The sequence below is a fragment of the Micromonospora sp. WMMD708 genome (assembly GCF_049315245.1).
GTDB lineage: Bacteria > Actinomycetota > Actinomycetes > Mycobacteriales > Micromonosporaceae > Micromonospora > Micromonospora wenchangensis.
This window is the reverse complement of sequence record NZ_CP186060.1, coordinates 6253064-6272523: the sequence shown is the minus strand read 5'-3', so window position 1 is coordinate 6272523 and position 19460 is coordinate 6253064. Positions and strand designations below refer to the sequence as shown.

At 71.6% G+C, this 19460-nt stretch carries 21 protein-coding genes; 13 read left to right on the top strand and 8 right to left on the bottom strand.

Going from position 1 to position 19460, the window contains the following annotated elements:
* Positions 1 to 4 precede the first annotated feature (4 nt).
* From ACN260_RS27680 to ACN260_RS27665, 4 genes are all read right to left on the bottom strand, one after another.
* The gene (locus ACN260_RS27680; RefSeq protein WP_422753748.1) at positions 5 to 919 is read right to left on the bottom strand and encodes an ABC transporter ATP-binding protein; all 915 of its coding nucleotides are present in this window, start codon (positions 917 to 919) and stop codon (positions 5 to 7) included.
* Entirely contained in the window at positions 916 to 1227 is a 312-nt protein-coding gene (locus ACN260_RS27675) for a transcriptional regulator (RefSeq protein WP_422753747.1), read from the bottom strand. The genes ACN260_RS27680 and ACN260_RS27675 overlap by 4 nt, the downstream gene beginning before the upstream one ends.
* On the bottom strand, positions 1224 to 1850 hold the full coding sequence (locus ACN260_RS27670; protein ID WP_422753746.1) for a transporter: 627 nt from the start codon (positions 1848 to 1850) through the stop codon (positions 1224 to 1226). Before ACN260_RS27670 ends, ACN260_RS27675 begins: the two co-directional genes overlap by 4 nt.
* Positions 1851 to 1956: 106 nt before the next feature.
* Complete coding sequence (locus tag ACN260_RS27665; RefSeq protein ID WP_422756847.1) at positions 1957 to 4131, bottom strand: HelD family protein; 2175 nt, start codon at positions 4129 to 4131, stop codon at positions 1957 to 1959.
* A 222-nt stretch (positions 4132 to 4353) separates the two neighbouring features.
* On the opposite strand from ACN260_RS27665, the gene ACN260_RS27660 reads away from it, so the two are divergent.
* Both ACN260_RS27660 and ACN260_RS27655 read left to right on the top strand, forming a co-directional pair.
* Positions 4354 to 4899 (top strand): Uma2 family endonuclease, encoded by a 546-nt coding sequence (locus tag ACN260_RS27660; protein ID WP_422753745.1) that lies wholly within the window; start codon positions 4354 to 4356, stop codon positions 4897 to 4899.
* Between the two features lie 110 nt (positions 4900 to 5009).
* Positions 5010 to 5861, top strand: a complete 852-nt coding sequence (locus ACN260_RS27655) for a menaquinone biosynthetic enzyme MqnA/MqnD family protein (protein WP_422753744.1) — start codon at positions 5010 to 5012, stop codon at positions 5859 to 5861.
* 96 nt (positions 5862 to 5957) lie between these two features.
* Here the strand turns inward: ACN260_RS27655 and ACN260_RS27650 are convergent, their stop codons facing one another.
* Entirely contained in the window at positions 5958 to 6908 is a 951-nt protein-coding gene (locus ACN260_RS27650) for a hypothetical protein (protein ID WP_422753743.1), read from the bottom strand.
* Positions 6908 to 7891 (bottom strand): hypothetical protein, encoded by a 984-nt coding sequence (locus ACN260_RS27645; RefSeq protein ID WP_422753742.1) that lies wholly within the window; start codon positions 7889 to 7891, stop codon positions 6908 to 6910. Before ACN260_RS27645 ends, ACN260_RS27650 begins: the two co-directional genes overlap by 1 nt.
* Positions 7892 to 8259: 368 nt before the next feature.
* On the opposite strand from ACN260_RS27645, the gene paaA reads away from it, so the two are divergent.
* Genes paaA through paaE form a run of 5 tightly spaced genes read left to right on the top strand, consistent with a single transcriptional unit; the run spans position 8260 to position 11980 of the window.
* Positions 8260 to 9345, top strand: a complete 1086-nt coding sequence (gene paaA / locus ACN260_RS27640; RefSeq protein WP_422753741.1) for a 1,2-phenylacetyl-CoA epoxidase subunit PaaA — start codon at positions 8260 to 8262, stop codon at positions 9343 to 9345.
* Positions 9342 to 9653: a 1,2-phenylacetyl-CoA epoxidase subunit PaaB gene (paaB, locus tag ACN260_RS27635; protein ID WP_422753740.1), complete on the top strand. Its 312-nt coding sequence runs from the start codon at positions 9342 to 9344 to the stop codon at positions 9651 to 9653. Before paaA ends, paaB begins: the two co-directional genes overlap by 4 nt.
* Entirely contained in the window at positions 9650 to 10375 is a 726-nt protein-coding gene (paaC, locus tag ACN260_RS27630; RefSeq protein ID WP_422753739.1) for a 1,2-phenylacetyl-CoA epoxidase subunit PaaC, read from the top strand. The genes paaB and paaC overlap by 4 nt, the downstream gene beginning before the upstream one ends.
* Before the next feature lie 25 nt (positions 10376 to 10400).
* Positions 10401 to 10877: a 1,2-phenylacetyl-CoA epoxidase subunit PaaD gene (gene paaD, locus ACN260_RS27625; protein WP_422753738.1), complete on the top strand. Its 477-nt coding sequence runs from the start codon at positions 10401 to 10403 to the stop codon at positions 10875 to 10877.
* Positions 10874 to 11980, top strand: a complete 1107-nt coding sequence (paaE, locus tag ACN260_RS27620; RefSeq protein ID WP_422753737.1) for a 1,2-phenylacetyl-CoA epoxidase subunit PaaE — start codon at positions 10874 to 10876, stop codon at positions 11978 to 11980. The genes paaD and paaE overlap by 4 nt, the downstream gene beginning before the upstream one ends.
* A 359-nt stretch (positions 11981 to 12339) precedes the next feature.
* Here paaE and ACN260_RS27615 read toward each other — a convergent pair whose 3' ends face one another.
* Positions 12340 to 12849 carry a hypothetical protein gene (locus ACN260_RS27615; protein WP_422753736.1) on the bottom strand — a complete coding sequence of 170 codons (510 nt, stop codon included), beginning with the start codon at positions 12847 to 12849 and terminating at the stop codon, positions 12340 to 12342.
* 43 nt (positions 12850 to 12892) lie between these two features.
* The gene (locus tag ACN260_RS27610) at positions 12893 to 13180 is read right to left on the bottom strand and encodes a hypothetical protein (protein WP_204958658.1); all 288 of its coding nucleotides are present in this window, start codon (positions 13178 to 13180) and stop codon (positions 12893 to 12895) included.
* 291 nt (positions 13181 to 13471) lie between these two features.
* On the opposite strand from ACN260_RS27610, the gene mqnC reads away from it, so the two are divergent.
* The 6 genes from mqnC to ACN260_RS27580 all read left to right on the top strand — a co-directional run bounded on the left by mqnC (position 13472) and on the right by ACN260_RS27580 (position 19446).
* Positions 13472 to 14662, top strand: coding sequence for a cyclic dehypoxanthinyl futalosine synthase (mqnC, locus tag ACN260_RS27605; protein WP_422753735.1), 1191 nt, complete (start codon positions 13472 to 13474; stop codon positions 14660 to 14662).
* A gap of 490 nt (positions 14663 to 15152) precedes the next feature.
* On the top strand, positions 15153 to 16412 hold the full coding sequence (locus ACN260_RS27600; RefSeq protein ID WP_422753734.1) for an LPXTG cell wall anchor domain-containing protein: 1260 nt from the start codon (positions 15153 to 15155) through the stop codon (positions 16410 to 16412).
* Positions 16413 to 16534: 122 nt separating this feature from the next.
* A complete protein-coding gene (locus ACN260_RS27595) occupies positions 16535 to 17245 on the top strand; it encodes a demethylmenaquinone methyltransferase (RefSeq protein ID WP_422753733.1) in 711 nt (236 codons plus the stop codon).
* 67 nt (positions 17246 to 17312) lie between these two features.
* Positions 17313 to 17534 (top strand): hypothetical protein, encoded by a 222-nt coding sequence (locus tag ACN260_RS27590; protein ID WP_422753732.1) that lies wholly within the window; start codon positions 17313 to 17315, stop codon positions 17532 to 17534.
* A 135-nt stretch (positions 17535 to 17669) separates the two neighbouring features.
* On the top strand, positions 17670 to 18944 hold the full coding sequence (locus tag ACN260_RS27585; RefSeq protein ID WP_422753731.1) for a geranylgeranyl reductase family protein: 1275 nt from the start codon (positions 17670 to 17672) through the stop codon (positions 18942 to 18944).
* Positions 18945 to 19080: 136 nt separating this feature from the next.
* Positions 19081 to 19446, top strand: coding sequence for an NADH-quinone oxidoreductase subunit A (locus ACN260_RS27580; RefSeq protein WP_067300536.1), 366 nt, complete (start codon positions 19081 to 19083; stop codon positions 19444 to 19446).
* Positions 19447 to 19460: the final 14 nt, after the last annotated feature.

Sequence of the window (19460 nt, the reverse complement as noted above, 5' to 3'; positions counted from 1 at the left end):
CTCCTCAGGCGGTGGGTCGGGCGCCGACGACGGCGCCGGTGACGGTGGGGGTGGCCGGGTCGGCGGTGATGGCGAGGAACGCCTCCTCCAGCGAGGTGGGGCGGACCTCCAGCTCGCGGAACGTCACCCCGGCGGTGACCAGGTCGCGGACGAGTTGGTCGGCGTCGGTGGTGAGCAGGTGGGTGCGTCCGTCGGTGCGTTCGGTGGCGACCACCCCGGGCAGCGCGGGCAGCTCGTCGGCGACGAGGCTGACCCGGCGGACGCCGACGATGCCCCGGATCGCGTCGGTGGTGTCGTCGGCGAGCACCCGGCCCTGCCCGAGCACCACGACCCGCTGCGCCAGCGCCTCCACCTCTTCGAGGTAGTGGCTGCTGAGCAGCACCGTCCCGCCGTCGGCGTGGAACGACCGGATGGCCTCCCACAGGGTGTGCCGGGCCTCGACGTCCAGCCCGGTGGTCGGCTCGTCGAGGACCACCAGCCGGGGCCGGCCGACGAACGCCAGCGCGACGGCGAGCCGACGCCGCTGGCCGCCGGAGAGCCCGCCGGTCTGCCGCCGTACCTGGTCGGTGAGGCCGAACCGGTCGAGCAGTTCGCCGCGGGGCACCGGGTCGGGGTGGTGCGCGGAGACGAAGTCGACCACCTCGCCGACGCGGAGGGTGCCGGGCAGGCCGGTCTCCTGCGGGGTGACCCCGAGCTGGCGTCGGGACGCCGGCCGGCGGGGGTCGTCGCCGAAGAGTTCGACCCGCCCGGCGGTGGGTCGGCGCAGCCCGACCAGCAGGTTGATCAGGGTGCTCTTGCCGGCGCCGTTCGGCCCGAGCAGACCGACGAGTTCGCCGGTGGAGACGGTCAGGTCGGCCCGGTCGAGGGCGAGGACGTCGCCGTACCGGCGGGTGGCCTGGTCGGCATGGGCGAGGATCATCGGGGCTCCCGGGGGTCGGCGGGGTCGAGCAGGGCGCGGATGTTCTCGGTGTACTCCTCGAACGCCCGCCGTCCGCGCCGGCTGAGCCGGACCAGGGTGGTCGGGGTGCGTCCGCGGTGGGTCTTGTCGATCTCGACGTAGCCGGCGTCCTCCAGCTTGCGCAGGTGGACCGAAAGGTTGCCGGCGGTCATCGCGAGCAGTTCCTGGAGGCGGGGGAAGGCGATCCGGTCGCCGTCGGCGAGGGTGGCCAGGGTGACCACCACCCGCAGCCGGGCCTGGGCGTGGATGACCGGGTCGAGTTCGCTCATCCGTGCCGCCGCCGGGCGAGTGCGCCGGCCACCAGCAGCCCGCCGCCGCCGGCCACCGACACCACCAGGGCGTGCCAGCCGGGGCCGGCGATGACGCCGACGATGTTGACGGCGGTGAGCCAGACGCCGAGGCGGTACAGGGTGCGGTCGAGCCAGATCGCGCCGCCGGCCATGTGCAGGGCACCGGTGAGCCCGACCGACAGCGCCGACCAGAGCAGCCCGGCGAGCTGGGGCGGCAGGCTGTCGGTGACCCGGCCGACCACCACGGACAGGCCGAAGAACCCGAGGCCCCAGGCCGTGCCGTACCACCTGCCACGCAGGGCCGACTCGCCGGCGACGTGCCGGTAGGCGCGGGCGCTGCCCACCCCGAAGACCACTGCGGCGGCGGCGAGCAGCACGAAGAGCACGGTCAGCGGCAGCCAGGCGGGCATCGGGACGATGGTGCGGCCGTCGGGGGAGAACCGCAGGAAGTAGACCCCGAAGCCGATCAGCCAGGCGAACCCCCACGGCCAGTAGTGCACCCGGGGGTCGGGTTCCAGCCGGCGGACGGTGTCGGCCCGTTGCTCGCGGATCAACCGCATCGCGGCTGCGGCGTCGATCGGGGCGTCGTCTTCGGGGGTCATGCAAACTACTTTAAAACACAAAGTCGATCCGCCGGTTGTCGGGTCGGCCACCGGACAGCAGGGCTCGGCCCGGCGACGTCCGGTGGGCCGTCCGGCGCAGGTGCGGTCAGGCCGGCGTCGGGCCGTCCGGGGGATCGGCCAGCGGGGCGGGCAGCGGGGTGGTGTGCAGCACCGACAACCGGGACACCGCCCGGGTCAACGCCACATAGAGGCGGTGCAGGCCACGCGGCTCGGCGGCCACGATCGCGGCCGGCTCGACCACCACCACCTGGTCGTACTCCAGGCCCTTGACCAGGGTCGCGGGGACGACGGTGACCCGCTCCGGGGCCGCCGGGTCGTCGGCGGTCGCGGTCGGCATCCCGGCGGCGGCGAGCGCCGATCGTAGCCCCTCCACCGCGTCGTCGGCGGCGATCACCCCGACCGAACCGTCGTGCCCGAGCGCCGTGCGCACCTCGGCCACCGTCGCCGCCGCCAGATCGGTCACGGTACGCACGTCGAGCGCGCCGTCGCGGCGCAGCGACACCGCCGGTGGCACGTCGACCGCCAGCGCCGGCAGCAGCCGGTTGGCGAACGCGACCACCACGGCCGGCACCCGGAACCCGACGCTCAGCGGCACCACCACCGCGTCCGGCTTGCCCAGGTGGGCCAGGGACCCCCGCCAGTCGGTGGCCGCCCACGGCGCGGTGCCCTGGGCCAGGTCGCCGAGCAGGGTGATCGAACCGTGCTCGCTGCGCCTGGCGATGGCCCGGCACTGCATCGGCGAGAGATCCTGCGCCTCGTCCACGACGACGTGCCCGAACCCGACGGGCCGTTCGATCAGCCCGGCCGCCTCGTCGATCAGCACCGTGTCGGCGGCGGTCCACCGGGTCGCCTTCGGCGTCCGGCCGAGCTTCGTGCCCGCCGCGCCGGCCCCCGACCGGCTCCTGACCGGCCCGGCGCCGGTCGGCCCGGCACCGGTCGGGTCGGTGGGAGGCGCCTCGCCGCGCAGCAGGGCCTGCTCGTCGGCGGTGAGCAGGCCGTCGGCGGCGGCGGCGAGGACGGCCGGGTCACCGAGCACCGAGTGCACCAGGCCCTCCGGGGTGAGCGCCGGCCAGGCCGCGTCGAGGAAGGCGGTCACCGGGCGGGCCCTGCCCATCCGGCGCAGCCAGGCGTCGCCCGGCGACTCGGCCCGGCGGGCCTCGGCCTGCCGTTGCAGCAACCCGACCACCCGGGCGCGGACCCGCTCCCGCCCGGTGTCGTACGGCAGGCCCTCCCGCCGGGTCTCCTCGATCACCCGGTGCAGCGGCTCCAGCCCGATCCGCCAGCGGAACGACCCGTCCGACACCATGATCGGCTCGGTCGGCGCGGTGATCCGCTGGTCCGCCGCCCGACGCAGCACCCCGGCCATCCGGGGATCGTGCTTGAGGGCGGCGACCGCCGGTTCGTCGACCGCGCGGACGGGCACCCGGGCGACCAGGTCCTCCACGGTGGCCTGGGCCACCTCGACCTCGCCGAGGGCGGGCAGCACCGCCGCGATGTACGACAGGAACGCCCGGTTCGGACCGACGATCAGCACCCCGGCCCGACGCAGCCGCTCCCGGTGCAGATAGAGCAGGTACGCGGCCCGGTGCAGCCCGACCGCGGTCTTGCCGGTGCCCGGCGCTCCCTGGACGCAGATCGAGTCGGCCAGGTCGGCCCGGACCAGTTCGTCCTGCTCGGGCTGGATGGTGGCGACGATGTCCCGCATCGGCCCGACCCGGGGGCGTTCGATCTCGGCGGTGAGGATGCGGCTGGCCGTGCCCAGTTCCTCGCCCCGGTCCAGGTGCTCGTCCTCGAAGCTGGTCAGCACCCCGGCGCTGAACCCGAACCGCCGTCGTACCGCGACGCCCTGCGGGTCCCGGGCGCTGGCCCGGTAGAACGATCGGGAGACCGGGGCCCGCCAGTCCAGCACCAGCGGTTCGCCCCGGTCGTCGGTGACATGCCGCCGACCGACGTGGTAGCCCCGGCCGGCGTGCTCCGGGTCGGCGGGGCCGAAGTCCAGCCGGCCGAAGAAGAGCGCGGTGGTCGGGTCGTCGGCCAGCTCGGCGACCCGCCGGGCCAGATGCCGGCCGAGCTGCTCGGCGGTGTACGCGTCCCCGGCGACCTTGTCACCGGTGGCGAAGAGCGACTCGGCGCGGTCGCGCATCCGTCGTAGCGCCTGCCGGGAGGTCTCCAGGTGGGCCTGCTCGGCGCTGAGTTCCGCTTCGAGGCGGGTGGGCTCGGGGTGGGTCCTGCCGCGTTCTTCGGTTGCGGGCACGGTGATCCTCTTGACGGTCTCGATCGGCTCGCCCGCGTATCCAGGAAGGGTCTCCTGGCGCGTGGGGACGTCCGCTGCGGTGGCTACCTCACCACGGCCGTCGAGCGGTCAACCACACTACGCCCCGCCCGCCCTCCCGCTCCACCCGGTTTCCGGCCGTCTGCGCCGGTCCGCGTGGCACCCTTGTGACAGGATTTGTCAGGAGGTGAGTCGTCGAGAGGCGTAGCCGTGCTTGAGCATGTGGGTCCGTGGCGCGAGGACGAGTATCTCGCGCTCGGCGAGACCGCCGATCGGATCGAGCTGTTCGACGGGAGTCTGCTGGTGAGTCCGGCACCCACCACACGCCATCAGCACATCTCGCGACGGCTGGCCAATCTGATCGACCCGTCGGCCGACGAGGTCGGCCTCTGGGTCTACGAAGCGGTGAGCGTCCGCCTCGCCACCGGTCGGATCTTCATCCCCGACCTCGTGGTGACTCCGATCGACGACGTCACCATCATCGACGCCTCGGACGTGGTGCTGGTCGGTGAGGTGGTCTCACCAGGCAATGCGGGCGCTGACCGGTTACTGAAGATGCAGCTCTACGCCGCTGCGCGGATCGGGTGGTACCTACTCGTCGAATCCGAGCAGCCGGATTCGGTGACGCTGCGGTTGTTCCGCCTCGACGGTGGGCGCTATGTCGAACATGTGGTGGCGAAGGGCGGCGAGACGCTGACCGCCGACGGCCCGTTTCCGTTCGAGATCGACACCCGCGCCCTGCTGCGTCGCCGGTGATGTGACGGCCCCTGACGGGGCGGCCCCGGGCGCTGGCCGGCGGTGCGGGGTTGGCCACTGTCCGGGCCTCCCGGTGAGCCGGTACGGGTCGGCGGGGATACGGTCGGGGCATGGTTGAGCGCGTGGCACGTCCCCGGGTCGGGCACATCCAGTTCCTGAACTGCCTGCCGATCTACTGGGGGCTGATGCGTTCCGGCGCGCTGCTCGACGTCGACCTGCACAAGGACTCGCCGGACCGGCTCAGTGCTGCGTTGGTCGCCGGTGACCTGGACATCGGCCCGATCTCCCAGGTGGAGTACCTGCGGCACGCCGACGAGCTGCTGCTCCTGCCGGACCTGGCGGTGGGCAGCGACGGGCCGGTGCTCTCGGTCAACGTGGTCTCCACCCGGCCGCTGACCGAGCTGGACGGCCGGCGGGTCGCGCTCGGCTCGACCTCGCGGACCGGGGTGCTGCTGGCCCAGCTCCTGCTCGCCGACCGGTACGGCGTCCACCCGGAGTACTTCCGCTGCCCGCCGGACCTGACCCAGATGCTGCTGGAGGCCGACGCCGGGGTGCTGATCGGGGACGTGGCGCTGCGCGCCCTCTACGAGGCGCCGGGTCGGGGGCTGGCGGTGACCGACCTCGGTCAGGCGTGGCGGGAGTGGACCGGGCTGCCGATGGTGTTCGCCGTCTGGGCGGTCCGCCGGGACTTCGCTGCCGCCCACCCGGGGCTGGTCAAGGAGGTGCACGAGGCGTTCCTGCGCTCCCGTGACCTGTGCCTGGCCGAGCTGGACCAGGTGGCGGAGGCGGCGGCCCGGTGGGAGCCGTTCGACGCGGCGACGCTGGCCACGTACTTCCGCGCCCTCGACTTCTCGTTGGGCGGGCGGCAGGTCGCCGGTCTGCGCGAGTTCGCCCGGCGGGCGGCGGCGACCGGCGAGGCTCCGGCCCTGCCCGAGGGCGGTCCGGAGTTCTTCGCCGGCTGAGCCAGCCGGTGGTGTGGCGATGTAGCGGTATCCCCGGCCGTGGATACCGCTACATCGGCGATCCGGAGTCGATCAACCCGGAGTCGATCAACCCGGTCAGGTGCTGGGGCCGATCAGGGCTTCGGTGATCTTCTGGCAGTTCCTCATGCCGTACTCGTAGCCCATGTTGATCGGGTAGCGGACCATCACGCCCATCGTCCAGGTGTCGCCGATGGCCAGGCAGTTGATGTGCATCTCCTGCTCGCGGGTCCGGTCGATCCAGCCGTTCTTGATGGCGATCTTCTTCTGCTGGGCCGCCGGGAACGCCTTGCGGATGCCGAAGTCACCCGATCCCCGGACCAGCCGCATCTCGTTGAGCAGCCACTTGGTCCATTTGGGGCCGGCGGCGCGACCGTCGGCGATGCAGTTGCCGAGCCGGGCGGCGTCGCGGGGGGAGAGGTTGGTCCGGCTCCAGCCACCGTCGGCGGCGACGCTGCTGTCGGTGAGCTTGCACAGCGAGAGCAGCCGCTTGATCGAGGCGGACCGGCCGACCCCGTTGTAGAACTGCTCGGCCCGGGTGTTGTCGCTGTCCCGGATGATCCGGGTGGCGTCGGCGAGCTTGGCGTCGCTCGGGGTCTGCCCGTTCTCGGCCGCCCGGCGCAGGTAGTCGGCGACGATCCACGACTTGATCAGCGAGGCGGTGGTGCTGGTCTCGGCCATGTTGTCCGAGCCGATGATCGCGCCGGTGCGGCGATCCAGGACGCTCCAGGCGTACCAGCCCTTGATGTCGAGGTCGAGGTCCCGGTCCGCGAAGGGCAGCGGTGCGAGCGAGGGGGTCGGCGACGGCGCCGGGGTCGGCCGGCTGCGGCGGTCGACGGCCGACCCGGTGGACCGGGACTCGGTGGACGCGTCACCCCAGCGCGAGGCGGCGGTGGACTCCATCGGCGAGCCGGGGAGCAGTCGCAGCGAGACGAGCACCAGACCGGTGAGGACCGCGGCGACCGCGGCGATCTTCAACGGTCGGTGGTCCCGTCGGGCGGAGCGGCCGGGCCGCCGGCTGCCCGACATCAGAGCTTCCCGAGCGGCTGCGGCACCTTGAGCGCGGCACCGGGCTGCGGGGTGACCAGTTGGGTGGCGACGCTGGCGCACACCTTGGCACCGTAGGTCAACTGCTGGCGTATCGGGTAGCGCATCATCACGGCGAGGCTCCACTTGTCGGTGACGGCGAGGCAGCTGACGTGCCAGTTGCCGTCGTAGCTGAGGGGGGTCCAGCCGTTCTTCATCGCGACCGGGCCCTGCTTGGTGATCTCCTCGGGCAGGCCGTCGATGATGCCCCACCGGCCGCCGCCGGAGCGGGCGGACTGCTTGCTCACGCTGCCCCGGACCTGGGCCATCTCGTTGAGCACCCACTTGGTCCAGTGGGGGCCGGCGGCCTTGCCGTCGGCGACGCAGTCACCGAGTCGGGCGGCGTCGCGGGGGGACATCCGGGTGAAGCTCCACCAGCCCTCGTAGCCGGGGACGTTGCCGGGCCTGGTGTCCTTGAGGCCGCAGATCTCGATCGCCCGCTTGAGTACCGGGCCGGGCTGGCCGTTGTCCAGCGCCCGGTACGAGCCTCCCGACTTCGCGTAGAGCCGGTTGGTGGCGTCGTCGTTGCTGTCCCGGATGGCCAGGCTCGCGTTCTTCAACATCGATGCCGGTGGCTTGTCGTCGCCGAGTTCGCGCAGGTAGTCGGAGACGATCCAGACCTTGAGCATCGACTCGGTGGAGCTGGTCGAGGTCATGTTCTTCGAGCCGGAGACCTCGCCGGTCTTGCGGTCCTGCAGGGCCCAGGCGAAGAACTCCCCCTTGAAGTTCACCGTGACCGTACCGGCGGCCAGGGTGGGCGCCGGTGGCGCGGTGGGCGTGGGCGCGGGTACCTCCTCCGCCGTGCCGCCGCCGGTGCCGCCGGTCGGGTCGTCGCCGGCGAGCTTGGCGTAGGCGGTCGGCACCAGCAGGCCGGTGCCGAGCAGCACCGCCATGACGGCGAGCACCATGATCACGCGAGATCGCATGCGTGGGTGAACTCCAGATGTCAGGCCGGGGGGACCGGCTGCTTCCGCGGGTGTCGGCTCGACCGCCGAGGCCGGGGGAATGGCCTGTGTCTCGCTGGCGATCGTCGGTAGCCGATCGGTGGTGACCGGGGAAGTCTACGTCCGGACAGCCGACTCGCCAGAATCCGACGCACGGCAAACTGCCGGTAAGTCGAGATAAAGGCACGGTTTGCGCCTCTTGTGGGTATTCATCTTTGATCAGTGACCCAAGTCATAGTCAGCCGGGCATCCTGGTGTCGACCGAACGCATCCGCCTGGTGACGGAGGGGGCTACTCAAATCCTGTTACATCCTCTGGTGCCAGTGGAGGCGAGCTGTAACACTTAACGAATGTATGGCAACGACTTCGCCCCGGAACAGGACGCGCCCGGCGGTGGCCTGCTCGGTCAGGTCGAGGCCGCCGAGGCGGCGCTGCGCGAGGCGGCGGCCCGCGGCCGGGAGGGTGCCCCCACGCCCGGCGCGGACCCGGCGGCGTACTTCGCCGACGTCATCGACGCCGATCAGAAGATCGAACCCCGCGACTGGATGCCCGACGCCTACCGTCGGACACTGGTCCGGCAGATCGCCCAGCACGCCCACTCGGAGATCATCGGCATGCAGCCGGAGGGGAACTGGATCAGTCGGGCCCCCTCGCTCAAGCGCAAGGCCATCCTGCTGGCCAAGGTGCAGGACGAGGCCGGCCACGGCCTCTACCTCTACGCCGCCGCCGAGACCCTCGGCGTGAGCCGCGACGAACTGGTCGAGCTGCTGCTCGACGGGCGGCAGAAGTACAGCTCGATCTTCAACTACCCCACCCTGACCTGGGCCGACGTGGGCGCGATCGGTTGGCTGGTCGACGGCGCGGCGATCGTCAACCAGGTCCCGCTGTGCCGCTGCTCCTACGGGCCGTACGCGCGGGCGATGATCCGTGTCTGCAAGGAGGAGTCGTTCCACCAGCGGCAGGGCTACGAGATCCTGCACACCCTGGCGCACGGCACCCCCGCCCAACGGGCGATGGCGCAGGACGCGCTCGACCGCTGGTGGTACCCGTCACTGGCGATGTTCGGCCCGCCCGACGGTGACTCCACCCACTCCGCGCAGTCGATGGCCTGGAAGATCAAGCGGTTCTCCAACGACGAGCTGCGGCAGCGCTTCGTCGACATGTGCGTGCAGCAGGCAGAGGTCCTCGGGCTCCGCATCCCCGACCCCGACCTGCGCTGGAACGACGACCGGCAGGCGTACGACTTCACCCAGCCGGACTACGACGAGCTGATGCGGGTGATCTCCGGTGAGGGCCCCTGCAACCGGCAACGGATGGAACACCGGCGGCGGGCCCACGCCGACGGCGCCTGGGTACGCGAGGCCGCCACGGCGTACGCCGCGAAGCGGGCCGCGCAGACCCGGGCCACCGACCAACGGGAGAAGGTGGCCGCGTGAGCGAGCAGAGCGAACCGCCCCGGGCCCCGGTGACCTCGCCGCTGTGGGAGGTCTTCGTCCGGGCCCGACGGGGCCTGTCCCACACCCACGTCGGCAGCCTGCACGCCCCCGACGCCGAGCTGGCCCTGCGCAACGCCCGGGACCTCTACACCCGCCGGCAGGAGGGCGTCTCCATCTGGGTGGTGCCGGCGGGCGCGATCACCGCGTCCAGCCCCGACGAGAAGGACGCCTTCTTCGACCCGGCCGCCGACAAGGTCTACCGCCACCCCACCTTCTACGAGGTGCCGGACGGGGTGGCGCACCTGTGAACGGCCCCGTCGACTTCACCCTCGCCCTCGGCGACGACGCGCTGGTGGCCGCCCAACGGCTCGGCGAGTGGGCCACCCGCGCGCCCGAGATGGAAGAGGACATCGCGCTGGCCAACATCGCCCTCGACCAGCTCGGCGCGGCCCGCCTGCTGCTGTCGTACGCGGGTGAGCTGGAGGGCGCCGGCCGGGACGAGGACGCGTTGGCGTTCCTGCGCGACGACCGGGAGTTCCGCAACTGTCTCCTGGTCGAGCTGCCCAACGGCGACTTCGCGGTGACCATGGTGAAGCTGCTGCTGCTCGCGGCCTACCAGGTGCCGCTCTACACCGCGCTGGCCGGGTGCGGCGACGAGCGGCTCGCCGCGATCGGGGCCAAGGCGCGCAAGGAGTCCGCCTACCACCTGGACCACTCCGCGCTGTGGGTGAAGCGGCTCGGCGACGGCACCGACGAGTCGCACCGCCGCGCCCAGGCCGCGCTGGACCAGCTCTGGCCCTACCACCACGAGCTGTTCACGGCGGACCCGGCGGCACCGGTCGACCCGGCCGGCCTGCGGGCCGACTTCGACGCGGTGGTGCACCCGGTGCTGGCCGAGGCCACCCTGACCCGGCCGGAGACCGGCTGGACCCCGGGCGGTGGTCGGGACGGCGTACACACCGAGCACCTGTCCTTCCTGCTGGCCGAGATGCAGGTGCTGCACCGCGCGCACCCCGGGGCGCAGTGGTGAGCCGGGCGGGCCTGGGGTGGCAGCGGTGACCGACCCGAGGGCGGCCGCGGCGGCGGTGGTGGATCCGGAGATCCGGGTGATCACCATCGACGAGCTGGGCATCCTGCGGGCGGTCGACCGGGACCGGGAGACCGGCCGGGTGGTCGTCACGATCACCCCCACCTACACCGGCTGTCCGGCGATGGACGTGATCCGGGCCGACATCCGCCGGGCGCTGGCGGTCGCCGGGTATCCCGACGCCGAGGTCCGCACGGTCTTCAGCCCCGCCTGGAGTACGGACTGGATCTCCGAGGGTGGACGGGCGAAACTCGCCGCCGCCGGTATCGCCCCGCCTGCCCCGCGCGGCGACGGCACGGCGGTGCCGGTGACCCTGGCGGTGCGCTGCCCGCGCTGCGGCTCGCCGGAGACCGAGCAGGTCAGCCGGTTCGGTTCCACCGCGTGCAAGGCACTGTGGCGCTGTCGTTCCTGCTCCGAACCCTTCGACCACCTGAAGGCGCTGTGACTGTCACGATCTCCCGCCCGGTCCGTCGCCGGCCGTCCTTCCACCCGCTGCCGGTCGCCGCCGTCGACCGGCTCACCGACGACGCCGTGGCGATCACCTTCGCGGTGCCCGAGGAGTTGCGGGCGACGTTCGCGTTCGCCGCCGGCCAGCACCTGACCCTCCGCCTGCCCGGTGCCGCCGGTGTGGACGTGCGGCGGTCGTACTCGATCTGCTCGACGCCTGACGACCTGGCCCGCAACGGCCGGTTGCGGATCGGGGTGCGGGAGATCCCCGGCGGCGCGTTCTCCAGCTATGCCTGCCGCGCGCTGCGGCACGGCGACACCGTCGACGTGCTGCCCCCGCTGGGGCACTTCACCACCGCGTTCGTTCCGGAGCGGGTGCGGCACTACGGCGCGGTGGTCGCCGGTTCCGGCATCACCCCGGTGCTCGCGCTGGTCGCGACCGCCCTGGCCGTCGAGCCGGCCAGCACCTTCACCCTGGTGTACGGCAACCGCACGGCGAACACGGTGATGTTCGCCGAGGAGTTGGCCGACCTGAAGGACCGTTACCCGACGAGGCTGCACCTGGTGCATGTGCTCTCCCGGGAGCCGGGCGAGTCGCCGTTGCTCTCCGGCCGGATCGACGCCGACCGGCTGGGCCGGCTGCTGGACACCATCGTGCCCGGCGACGCCATCGCCGAGTGGTTCCTCTGCGGCCCGTACCAGATGGTGCTGGACGCGAAGGCGGTGCTGACCGGCCGGGGCCTGCCGGAGTCGGCGGTGCACACCGAGTTGTTCCACGTCGACGCCCCACCGGAGCCGGTACGCCGCAGCGGCGAGTCGACAGGCGGCGCGGAGGTGACGATCGTGCTGGACGGCCGATCGTCGCGGTTCACCATGGGCGCGGGCGAGCGGGTGCTGGACGCGGCGCTGAAGGTGCGCGGCGAACTGCCGTACGCCTGCAAGGGCGGGGTCTGCTCGACCTGCCGGGCGAAGGTGGTCTCCGGTGCGGTGACGATGGCCCGCAACTACGCCCTGGAGCCGGACGAGGTGGCCGCCGGGTACGTACTGACCTGCCAGTCCACCCCCACCACCGACACCCTTACTGTCGACTACGACGGGTAGCGTCGTCGGCTGCGTCCCGCCCGGTCGGCGGGCCTGTTGTCTGTTGCGGGTCCTGTCGAGCTGATGACGTCAGCGACTCACCCGGGATCGACCGATCTGCACCGGTTTCGCCATCCTGGCGACCGCTCAGTCGGTGCGGAGGTGGGCGGTCCGGTAGGTGAGGTCGGAGTGGTGCTCGACGGGTGAGTGAGTGCCGAGACTTCGCTCCGGGTGTCCCCGGCCAGACATACTGGCAATGAGTTGTCCGGATGCTCCGGACGAAGGTAGCCTGGCTATCGCCGGGGGCAGTAGCCCCCTGGAAGTGGACCCGGCAGCCTTCCGGACGGTGGGTGGGCCGGGTCTCGCGTTTCTCGGGCCGGTCAGACCCGGTGTGATTCGGTGACCACGGCCCGCACCGCCGTGCGCCAGTGTCCTCCTCTCGCCCAACACCAGGCGAGTGCGTCAGGGATGGCCAGCAGGCACTCCTCGTGCGCTTTCAGATGGTCGTAGCGGAGTTGTCCGGCGATTCCGGCTCTGCGAACCTCCTCAAAGAGCAGCCGCTGATCGGCCTTGAGCGTCGAGTCGTCCCGCTCGATGACCAGACGCGCTGCACTGGTTTTCGCGGCGTATTCGACCAGCCCGGCGAGGCAGGCATCCCGGGCAGCTTTCGTGGTCCGGTGGCCGACTGCATCGAACACGGTGGCCTGAACCCCGATGGTGGTGATCGCGGTCACGATCTGCCGCCGCCGGTCATCTCTTTCCTTGTGAAAGTGGATCCGGCGCTGGTGGGGCAGGACGAGACTCCGCACTGCCCTGCGGGCGCGAATCAGGTCGGAAGGCAGCACGACGGCGGCGACCAGGAGGAAGCTGCGTTCCTTGGTCTCGTCCACGAAGATGTGGCTCCTCAACCCGGGTGCCCCTCTGCCGTGGCGGTCACCCGTTGTTTCCGGCATTGACGATTTGTCGGATGAGTTCAAGGCGGTCCTGAGGGCCGAGGGCGGCCAGGTTGCCACCCCCGATCCCGTCAAGAACGGCACGTACGTCGCACTCCTGGGGACGCAGGACGGCATCGATGACGCGAGCCCGCGGCCCGCCGTCGCGGCAGTAGATCCACACGGTCTGGTTCTGTCGCGGTTCGGTGTTCTGGTCCGGGTCCAAGCGCTCTGGCGGGAAGTAGCCGAGCCCGGTGGCCTGGAGCGCTTCTGCGATCTCTGCCAGCACCCAACGCCCCAGCTTCCGGTAGCCGAGTTCCTCTCGTAACTCTCCGAGGCTCGCTTCCGTTAGTCCTCCGTCCGCTCGGCATCGGGCGGCAGTGCCGGGTGTCTGCTCCATCTTCCTCAACAATCGTCGCCACGCAGTCCGGCCATCATGTTGTGTATTGGCATCACAGGTTGTCAAGGGATGGCATACAAGTTGTCATGATCTTGACAATATGACAGCTCCCTGGTCGAGCGGAGCGCGCCCCGGCGCACCCCCACGGGCAGCAAACCGCGGTCGGCGTACGCTCGGGACGTGACGGCGAACCGGGAGATCGACGACATCCTGCAGCGCGGCGCGGACGGCGGGCGGATCACGCCCGAGGAGGCGCTGCTGCTCTACACCGAGGCGCCCTTCCACGCGTTGGGCGAGGCGGCGGACGCGGTACGCCGGCGGCGCTACCCGGACAACATCGTCACCTACCTGATCGACCGCAACATCAACTACACGAACGTCTGCGTGACGGCGTGCAAGTTCTGCGCGTTCTACCGCGCCCCCAAACACGCCGAGGGCTGGACCCACCCGACCGAGGAGATCCTGCGCCGCTGCGGCGAGGCGGTCGAGCTGGGCGCGACCCAGGTCATGCTCCAGGGCGGCCACCACCCGGACTACGGCGTGGAGTACTACGAGGAGCTGTTCTCCTCGGTCAAGAAGGCGTACCCGCAGCTCGCGATCCACTCGATCGGGCCGAGCGAGATCCTGCACATGGCGAAGGTCTCCGGCGTCAGCCTGGACGAGGCCATCGCCCGGATCAAGGCCGCCGGGCTGGACTCGATCGCCGGTGCCGGGGCCGAGATGCTCCCCGACCGGCCGCGTAGGGCGATCGCCCCGCTCAAGGAGTCCGGCGCGCGCTGGCTGGAGGTCATGGAGCTGGCCCACCGGCAGGGCCTGGAGTCCACCGCCACGATGATGATGGGCACCGGCGAGACCAACGCCGAGCGGATCGAGCACCTGCGGATGATCCGCGACGTGCAGGACCGCACCCGGGGGTTCCGGGCGTTCATCCCGTGGACGTACCAGCCGGAGAACAACCACCTCAAGGGCCGCACCCAGGCCACCGCGCTGGAGTACCTGCGCCTGGTGGCGGTGGCGCGGCTGTTCTTCGAGACCGTGCCGCACCTCCAGGCGTCCTGGCTGACCACCGGTAAGGACGTCGGCCAGCTCGCCCTGCACATGGGCGTCGACGACCTCGGTTCGATCATGCTGGAGGAGAACGTCATCTCCTCGGCCGGCGCGCGGCACCGCTCCAACCTGCACGAGCTGATCGGCATGATCCGCTCGGCTGACCGGATTCCGGCCCAGCGGGACACCCTCTACCGTCGACTGGCGGTGCACCACACCCCCGCCGACGACCCGACCGACGACCGGGTGGTGTCGCACTTCTCCTCGATCGCCATGCCCGGCGGTGGTGCCGGTCGTACGCTGCCGCTCGTCGAGGCACGCTGAGCCCTGCCGGTTGTCACGGGGAGTTACCGGTCGGGCTGGAATGGTGACTGGCTGAACGGGTCCGGGTGTCGGCCCCGGGGATATTCGTGGTCGCCGTTCGGCCGAGGCGGTGCGGGACCAGCCCCCACAAGACGCGGCAATTGGGGCGGCCTGCGGCACGCTGGGCGGATATCCCGCTCCCGGTGCTGCGGCGCGGGGGTTGGCGTCGCGTGGCGGTGCCCGCTAACGTGCGCCCGACGTACCTCCGCTGACCGCCTGCGGCGAGCGGATGACGAGTGTCGTACGTCCTCCATCGGCCCGGGAGGGCCGTTCATATAAAACGGGGGCGGGACGGGTGACCGTCCCGCCCCCGCTCCTCGTCCGTTCGGCCCCGTCTCGGACAAAATCGCACGTCACGGCTGGCGTACCGACGTCGATCTCGGATAACGTCCGCTCGGTTCGCCACATCAGCCCCACCTTTCCCAGCAGTCCCTAGCCCCCCGGGGGATCGATGACTCTGTTCCACCGCTCGGCCCTGGCCCGCGTCGGTGCCGTGGCCCTGCTCGCCGTCGGTGGCCTGGCCACCGTCGCCGCCCCGGCCAGCGCCGCCGACCAGGCGCAGCTCGACCTCGTCCCGCTCAGCTCCCAGCTCGCCCTGGGCGTCAAGGAGGCCAAGGCCAAGCCGTTCAAGTTCTCCGTGCAGAACGTCCGCGGCACGGTCGACGCCAAGGACGTGAAGGTCACCGTCGAGACCGCGGGCCTGAGGCCCAACAAGGTAGGGGTGCTCGTGCCGGACGGCTGCGCCGTCAGCGGCACCGCCTTCACCTGCTCCCTGTCCGACCTGGGCGGCACCACCGACGGCATCGCCGCCGGCACCACCGAGGAGTTCGGCATCCCGCTGTTCGGCACCGACACGCGTGGCAAGGGCGGCGTGCTGAAGGTGACCGTGAGCGGGTCCAACACCACCTCGGACTCGGTCGACCACGACATCATGGTCGTCAAGCCCGGCTACGACCTGACCACCTGGGTGCAGGACGTCTACGCCGACGTGGTGGTCGACGGCGACGAGGCCGGCGAGAGCGGGCTGACCGGTGTCAAGCCCGGCGGGACCGCCCCGCTGGACTGGGCGGTCTACAACGGCGGCAGCCGCCGCGCGACCGGCGTCTTCTACGGAATCGCCCTGCCGGACGGCGCCAGCTTCGTCGACCTGCCGGAGAGCTGCGTCACGCAGGACCTGGGCGGCGTGGTGGCGTACTGCGAGGACGCCGGCGCGGTGCTGCGGCCGGGCGAGTTCTACACCGCCGACGTACGGGTCAAGGTCGGCGCGGGCGTCACCGAGAAGGTGCTCACCCCGGGCGTCCTGTTCGCCGCCGGGCTGACCGAGGCCGAGGGCACGCCGGAGGAGGAGCCGCAGGTCGCCAGCAAGGCGCAGCGCAAGATCTTCACCGAGACCGACGACATCGACAACACGTCGCTGTTCGACGTGTTCGTCGACCTGAGCACCGGCCCCAGCCCGAGCCCCAGCCCGACCGGTGAGCCGAGCCCGAGCCCGAGCACCAGCGGTCAGCCGAGCCCGAGCACCAGCGTCAGCCCGACGACCGGTGGTGGCACCGGCGGCGGCGACGGCGGTCTGCCGGTGACCGGCGCGCAGGCCACCCTGATCGGTGGCATCGGTGCCGTCGTGCTGCTCGCGGGCGGCGCGCTGCTGATGCTCGCCCGTCGGCGTCGGCTCGTGCTGGTGACCCCGGGCGACGAGAAGCCGCGGAGCTGACCGCAGGCAGGTCTTTCGCGTAGGACAACCGGCGGGCGGGGTGGGCGACCACCCCGCCCGCCGCGTGTCCGGGATAGCCACCCCACGCCGGGCGGGTGGGATCAGGCTGGCAGAGTGGAGGGGTGAGCCGTACCCCGCAGGGCCAGCGCGCCGGCCTGGACAAGTCGCCACCCGAGGTCGCCGCGATGTTCGACGGGGTGGCCGCCCGTTACGACCTGACCAACACGGTCCTGTCCTTCGGGCAGGACCGGTCGTGGCGACGGGCCACCCGGGCGGCGCTCGGGCTGCTCCCCGGCGAGCGGGTGCTGGACGTGGGCGCCGGCACCGGGGTGTCGACGCAGGAGTTGGCCCGCTCCGGGGCGTACGCGGTGGGTGCGGACCTGTCGCAGGGCATGCTGCACGCCGGCAAGCGGGTCCGGCCGGAGGTGCCGCTACTGGCCGGGGACGCGCTGCGGCTGCCCTTCGCCGACGCCTCCTTCGACGCGGTGACGATCTCCTTCGCCCTGCGCAACGTCAACGACCCCGACGCCGCGCTGCGGGAGCTGGCCCGGGTGACCCGGCCGGGCGGCCGGCTGGTGGTCTGCGAGTTCAGCACGCCGGTGAACCCGGCCTTCCGCACCGTCTACCTGTCGTACCTGATGCGGTCGTTGCCGGCGGTGGCCCGGACGGTGTCCAGCAACCCCGACGCGTACGTCTACCTGGCCGAGTCGATCCGGGCCTGGCCGGACCAGGCGGCCCTGGCGGCGCGGGTCGGTGCGGCCGGTTGGGGCCGGGTGGCGTGGCGCAACCTGACCGGCGGGGTGGTGGCCCTGCACCGGGCCGTCCGGACGTGACCGAGGGTGAACGACGTATTTCCCTGATGTCCATATTTATTGCTTTTTAGCGCGTAAGCTCCCGGGCATGACCGGAGCAGTGCCCAACGACCCGACGCCCCCCGGCGGCGACGATACCGCCGCGCTGGTCGCCCAGCTCAGAGAGTTGGCCGGCGCGGACCCGACCGAGGTTCGTCAGGTGGTCGCCGAGGTGCTGGGTGCCCTCGACCGGGCGGCCGGCGGAGCGCTGCGTGACCACCTGCCGGCGGCGGTCCGGGCCGACGACGGGCTCGACATCGCCCGGAACTGAGGGACGAACCCACCCCGACCCGCATGTTTCCAGGAAGTTAGGTATGCCTCACCCGGCAGCTGTGTAACCACGGTCATAGACTCCAACCCGATCGGGCTTGTGAAGCATTTCACGAGCGTGCGGGAGGAGGCGCAGATGACATCGGTGGAGAACGACGCCGACGTGATCGTGGTGGGCGCCGGTCCCGGTGGATCGGCGACGGCGTACCACCTGGCGCGGCACGGCGTACGCGTGCTGCTGCTGGAGAAGACCGAGTTCCCCCGCGAGAAGGTGTGCGGGGACGGGCTCACCCCCAGGGCGACCCGGCAGCTCATCCGGATGGGCGTGGACACCTCGCCCGAGGCCGGCTGGCTGCACAACAGGGGCCTGCGGGTGATCGGCGGCGGGGTACGCCTCGAACTGGACTGGCCCGACCTGGCCAGCTTCCCCAACTACGGCCTGGTCCGGACCCGGCTGGACTTCGACGACCTGCTCGCCCGACGGGCGGTCTCCGCCGGTGCCGAGCTGCGTACCGGCGTCAACGTCATCGGCCCGGTGCTCGACGCCGACGACCGGGTGGTCGGGGTGACCGCCGAGGTCGGCCCGGACAAGGAGCCGGCCACCTTCCACGCCCCGCTGGTGGTCGCCGCCGACGGCGTCTCCGGCCGGTTCCCGCTCGCCCTGGGCCTGGCCAAGCGGGAGGACCGGCCGATCGGCGTGGCCGTCCGCCGCTACTACCGCTCGCCCGCCCGGCACGACGACGACTACCTGGAGTCCTGGCTGGAGCTGCGCAGCAAGGACAGCGACGCGCTGCTGCCCGGCTACGGCTGGATCTTCGGCCTCGGCGACGGCCGGGTCAACGTCGGCCTCGGCGTGCTCAACTCCTCCTCCGCGTTCGGCAAGACGAACTACCGGCGGCTGCTCACCGACTGGCTGGCCAACACCCCGGCGGACTGGGGGATGACCGACGAGACGAACGCCGACGGCCCCATCCTCGGCGCGGCGCTGCCGATGGGCTTCAACCGGGTGCCGCACTACACCCGGGGGGTCCTGCTGGTCGGCGACTCCGGCGGCATGGTCAACCCGTTCAACGGTGAGGGCATCGCGTACGCGATGGAGTCCGGCGAGTTGGCCGCCGAGGTCATCGTGCAGGCGCTGGCCCGACCGGCCGGCCCGGAGCGGGAGCGGGCACTGACCGCGTACCCGCAGGAGCTGAAGGCCCGGTTCGGCGGCTATTACCGGCTCGGCGGGATCTTCGTCAAGCTGATCGGCCGGCCCGAGGTGATGCGGATGGCGACCAAGCACGGCATGCCGCACCCGATGCTGATGCGCTTCGTGCTCAAGCTGCTGGCCAACCTGACCGACCCGCGCGGCGGGGACGCGATGGACCGGGTCATCAACGCGATGACGAAGGCGGCCCCGGCCGTGTGAGGCGTGACCGGGCCGGGGCCAACGGCGGCACCGGCACGGGCAGGGATCGACCCCCGCTGACGGAAGTCACGAGGGACGTGAATAGTGTGAATTTTGTCAAGCACCTGGGGCAGGGGAAGGACGAGCAGGAGAAAAGATGTCGCTCTCGCCTTACGCACCGATCATCGGGCTGTTCGCCCTCGCCGCGGCGTTCTCGCTGTTCTCCGTGGCCGCCGCCCGCTTCGCCGGTCCCCGGCGCTACAACAAGGCCAAGCTCGAGGCGTACGAGTGTGGGATCGAGCCCAGCCCGCAGCCCGTGGGCGGGGGACGGTTCCCGATCAAGTTCTACCTGACGGCGATGCTCTTCATCGTCTTCGACATCGAGATCATCTTCCTCTACCCCTGGGCGGTCTCCTTCGACGCCCTGCCGATCTTCGGCTTCGTGGAGATGGTCCTGTTCATCGTCGCGGTCTTCGTCGCGTACGCCTACGTGTGGCGGCGCGGCGGGCTGGACTGGGACTGAGGGAGGAACGTCAG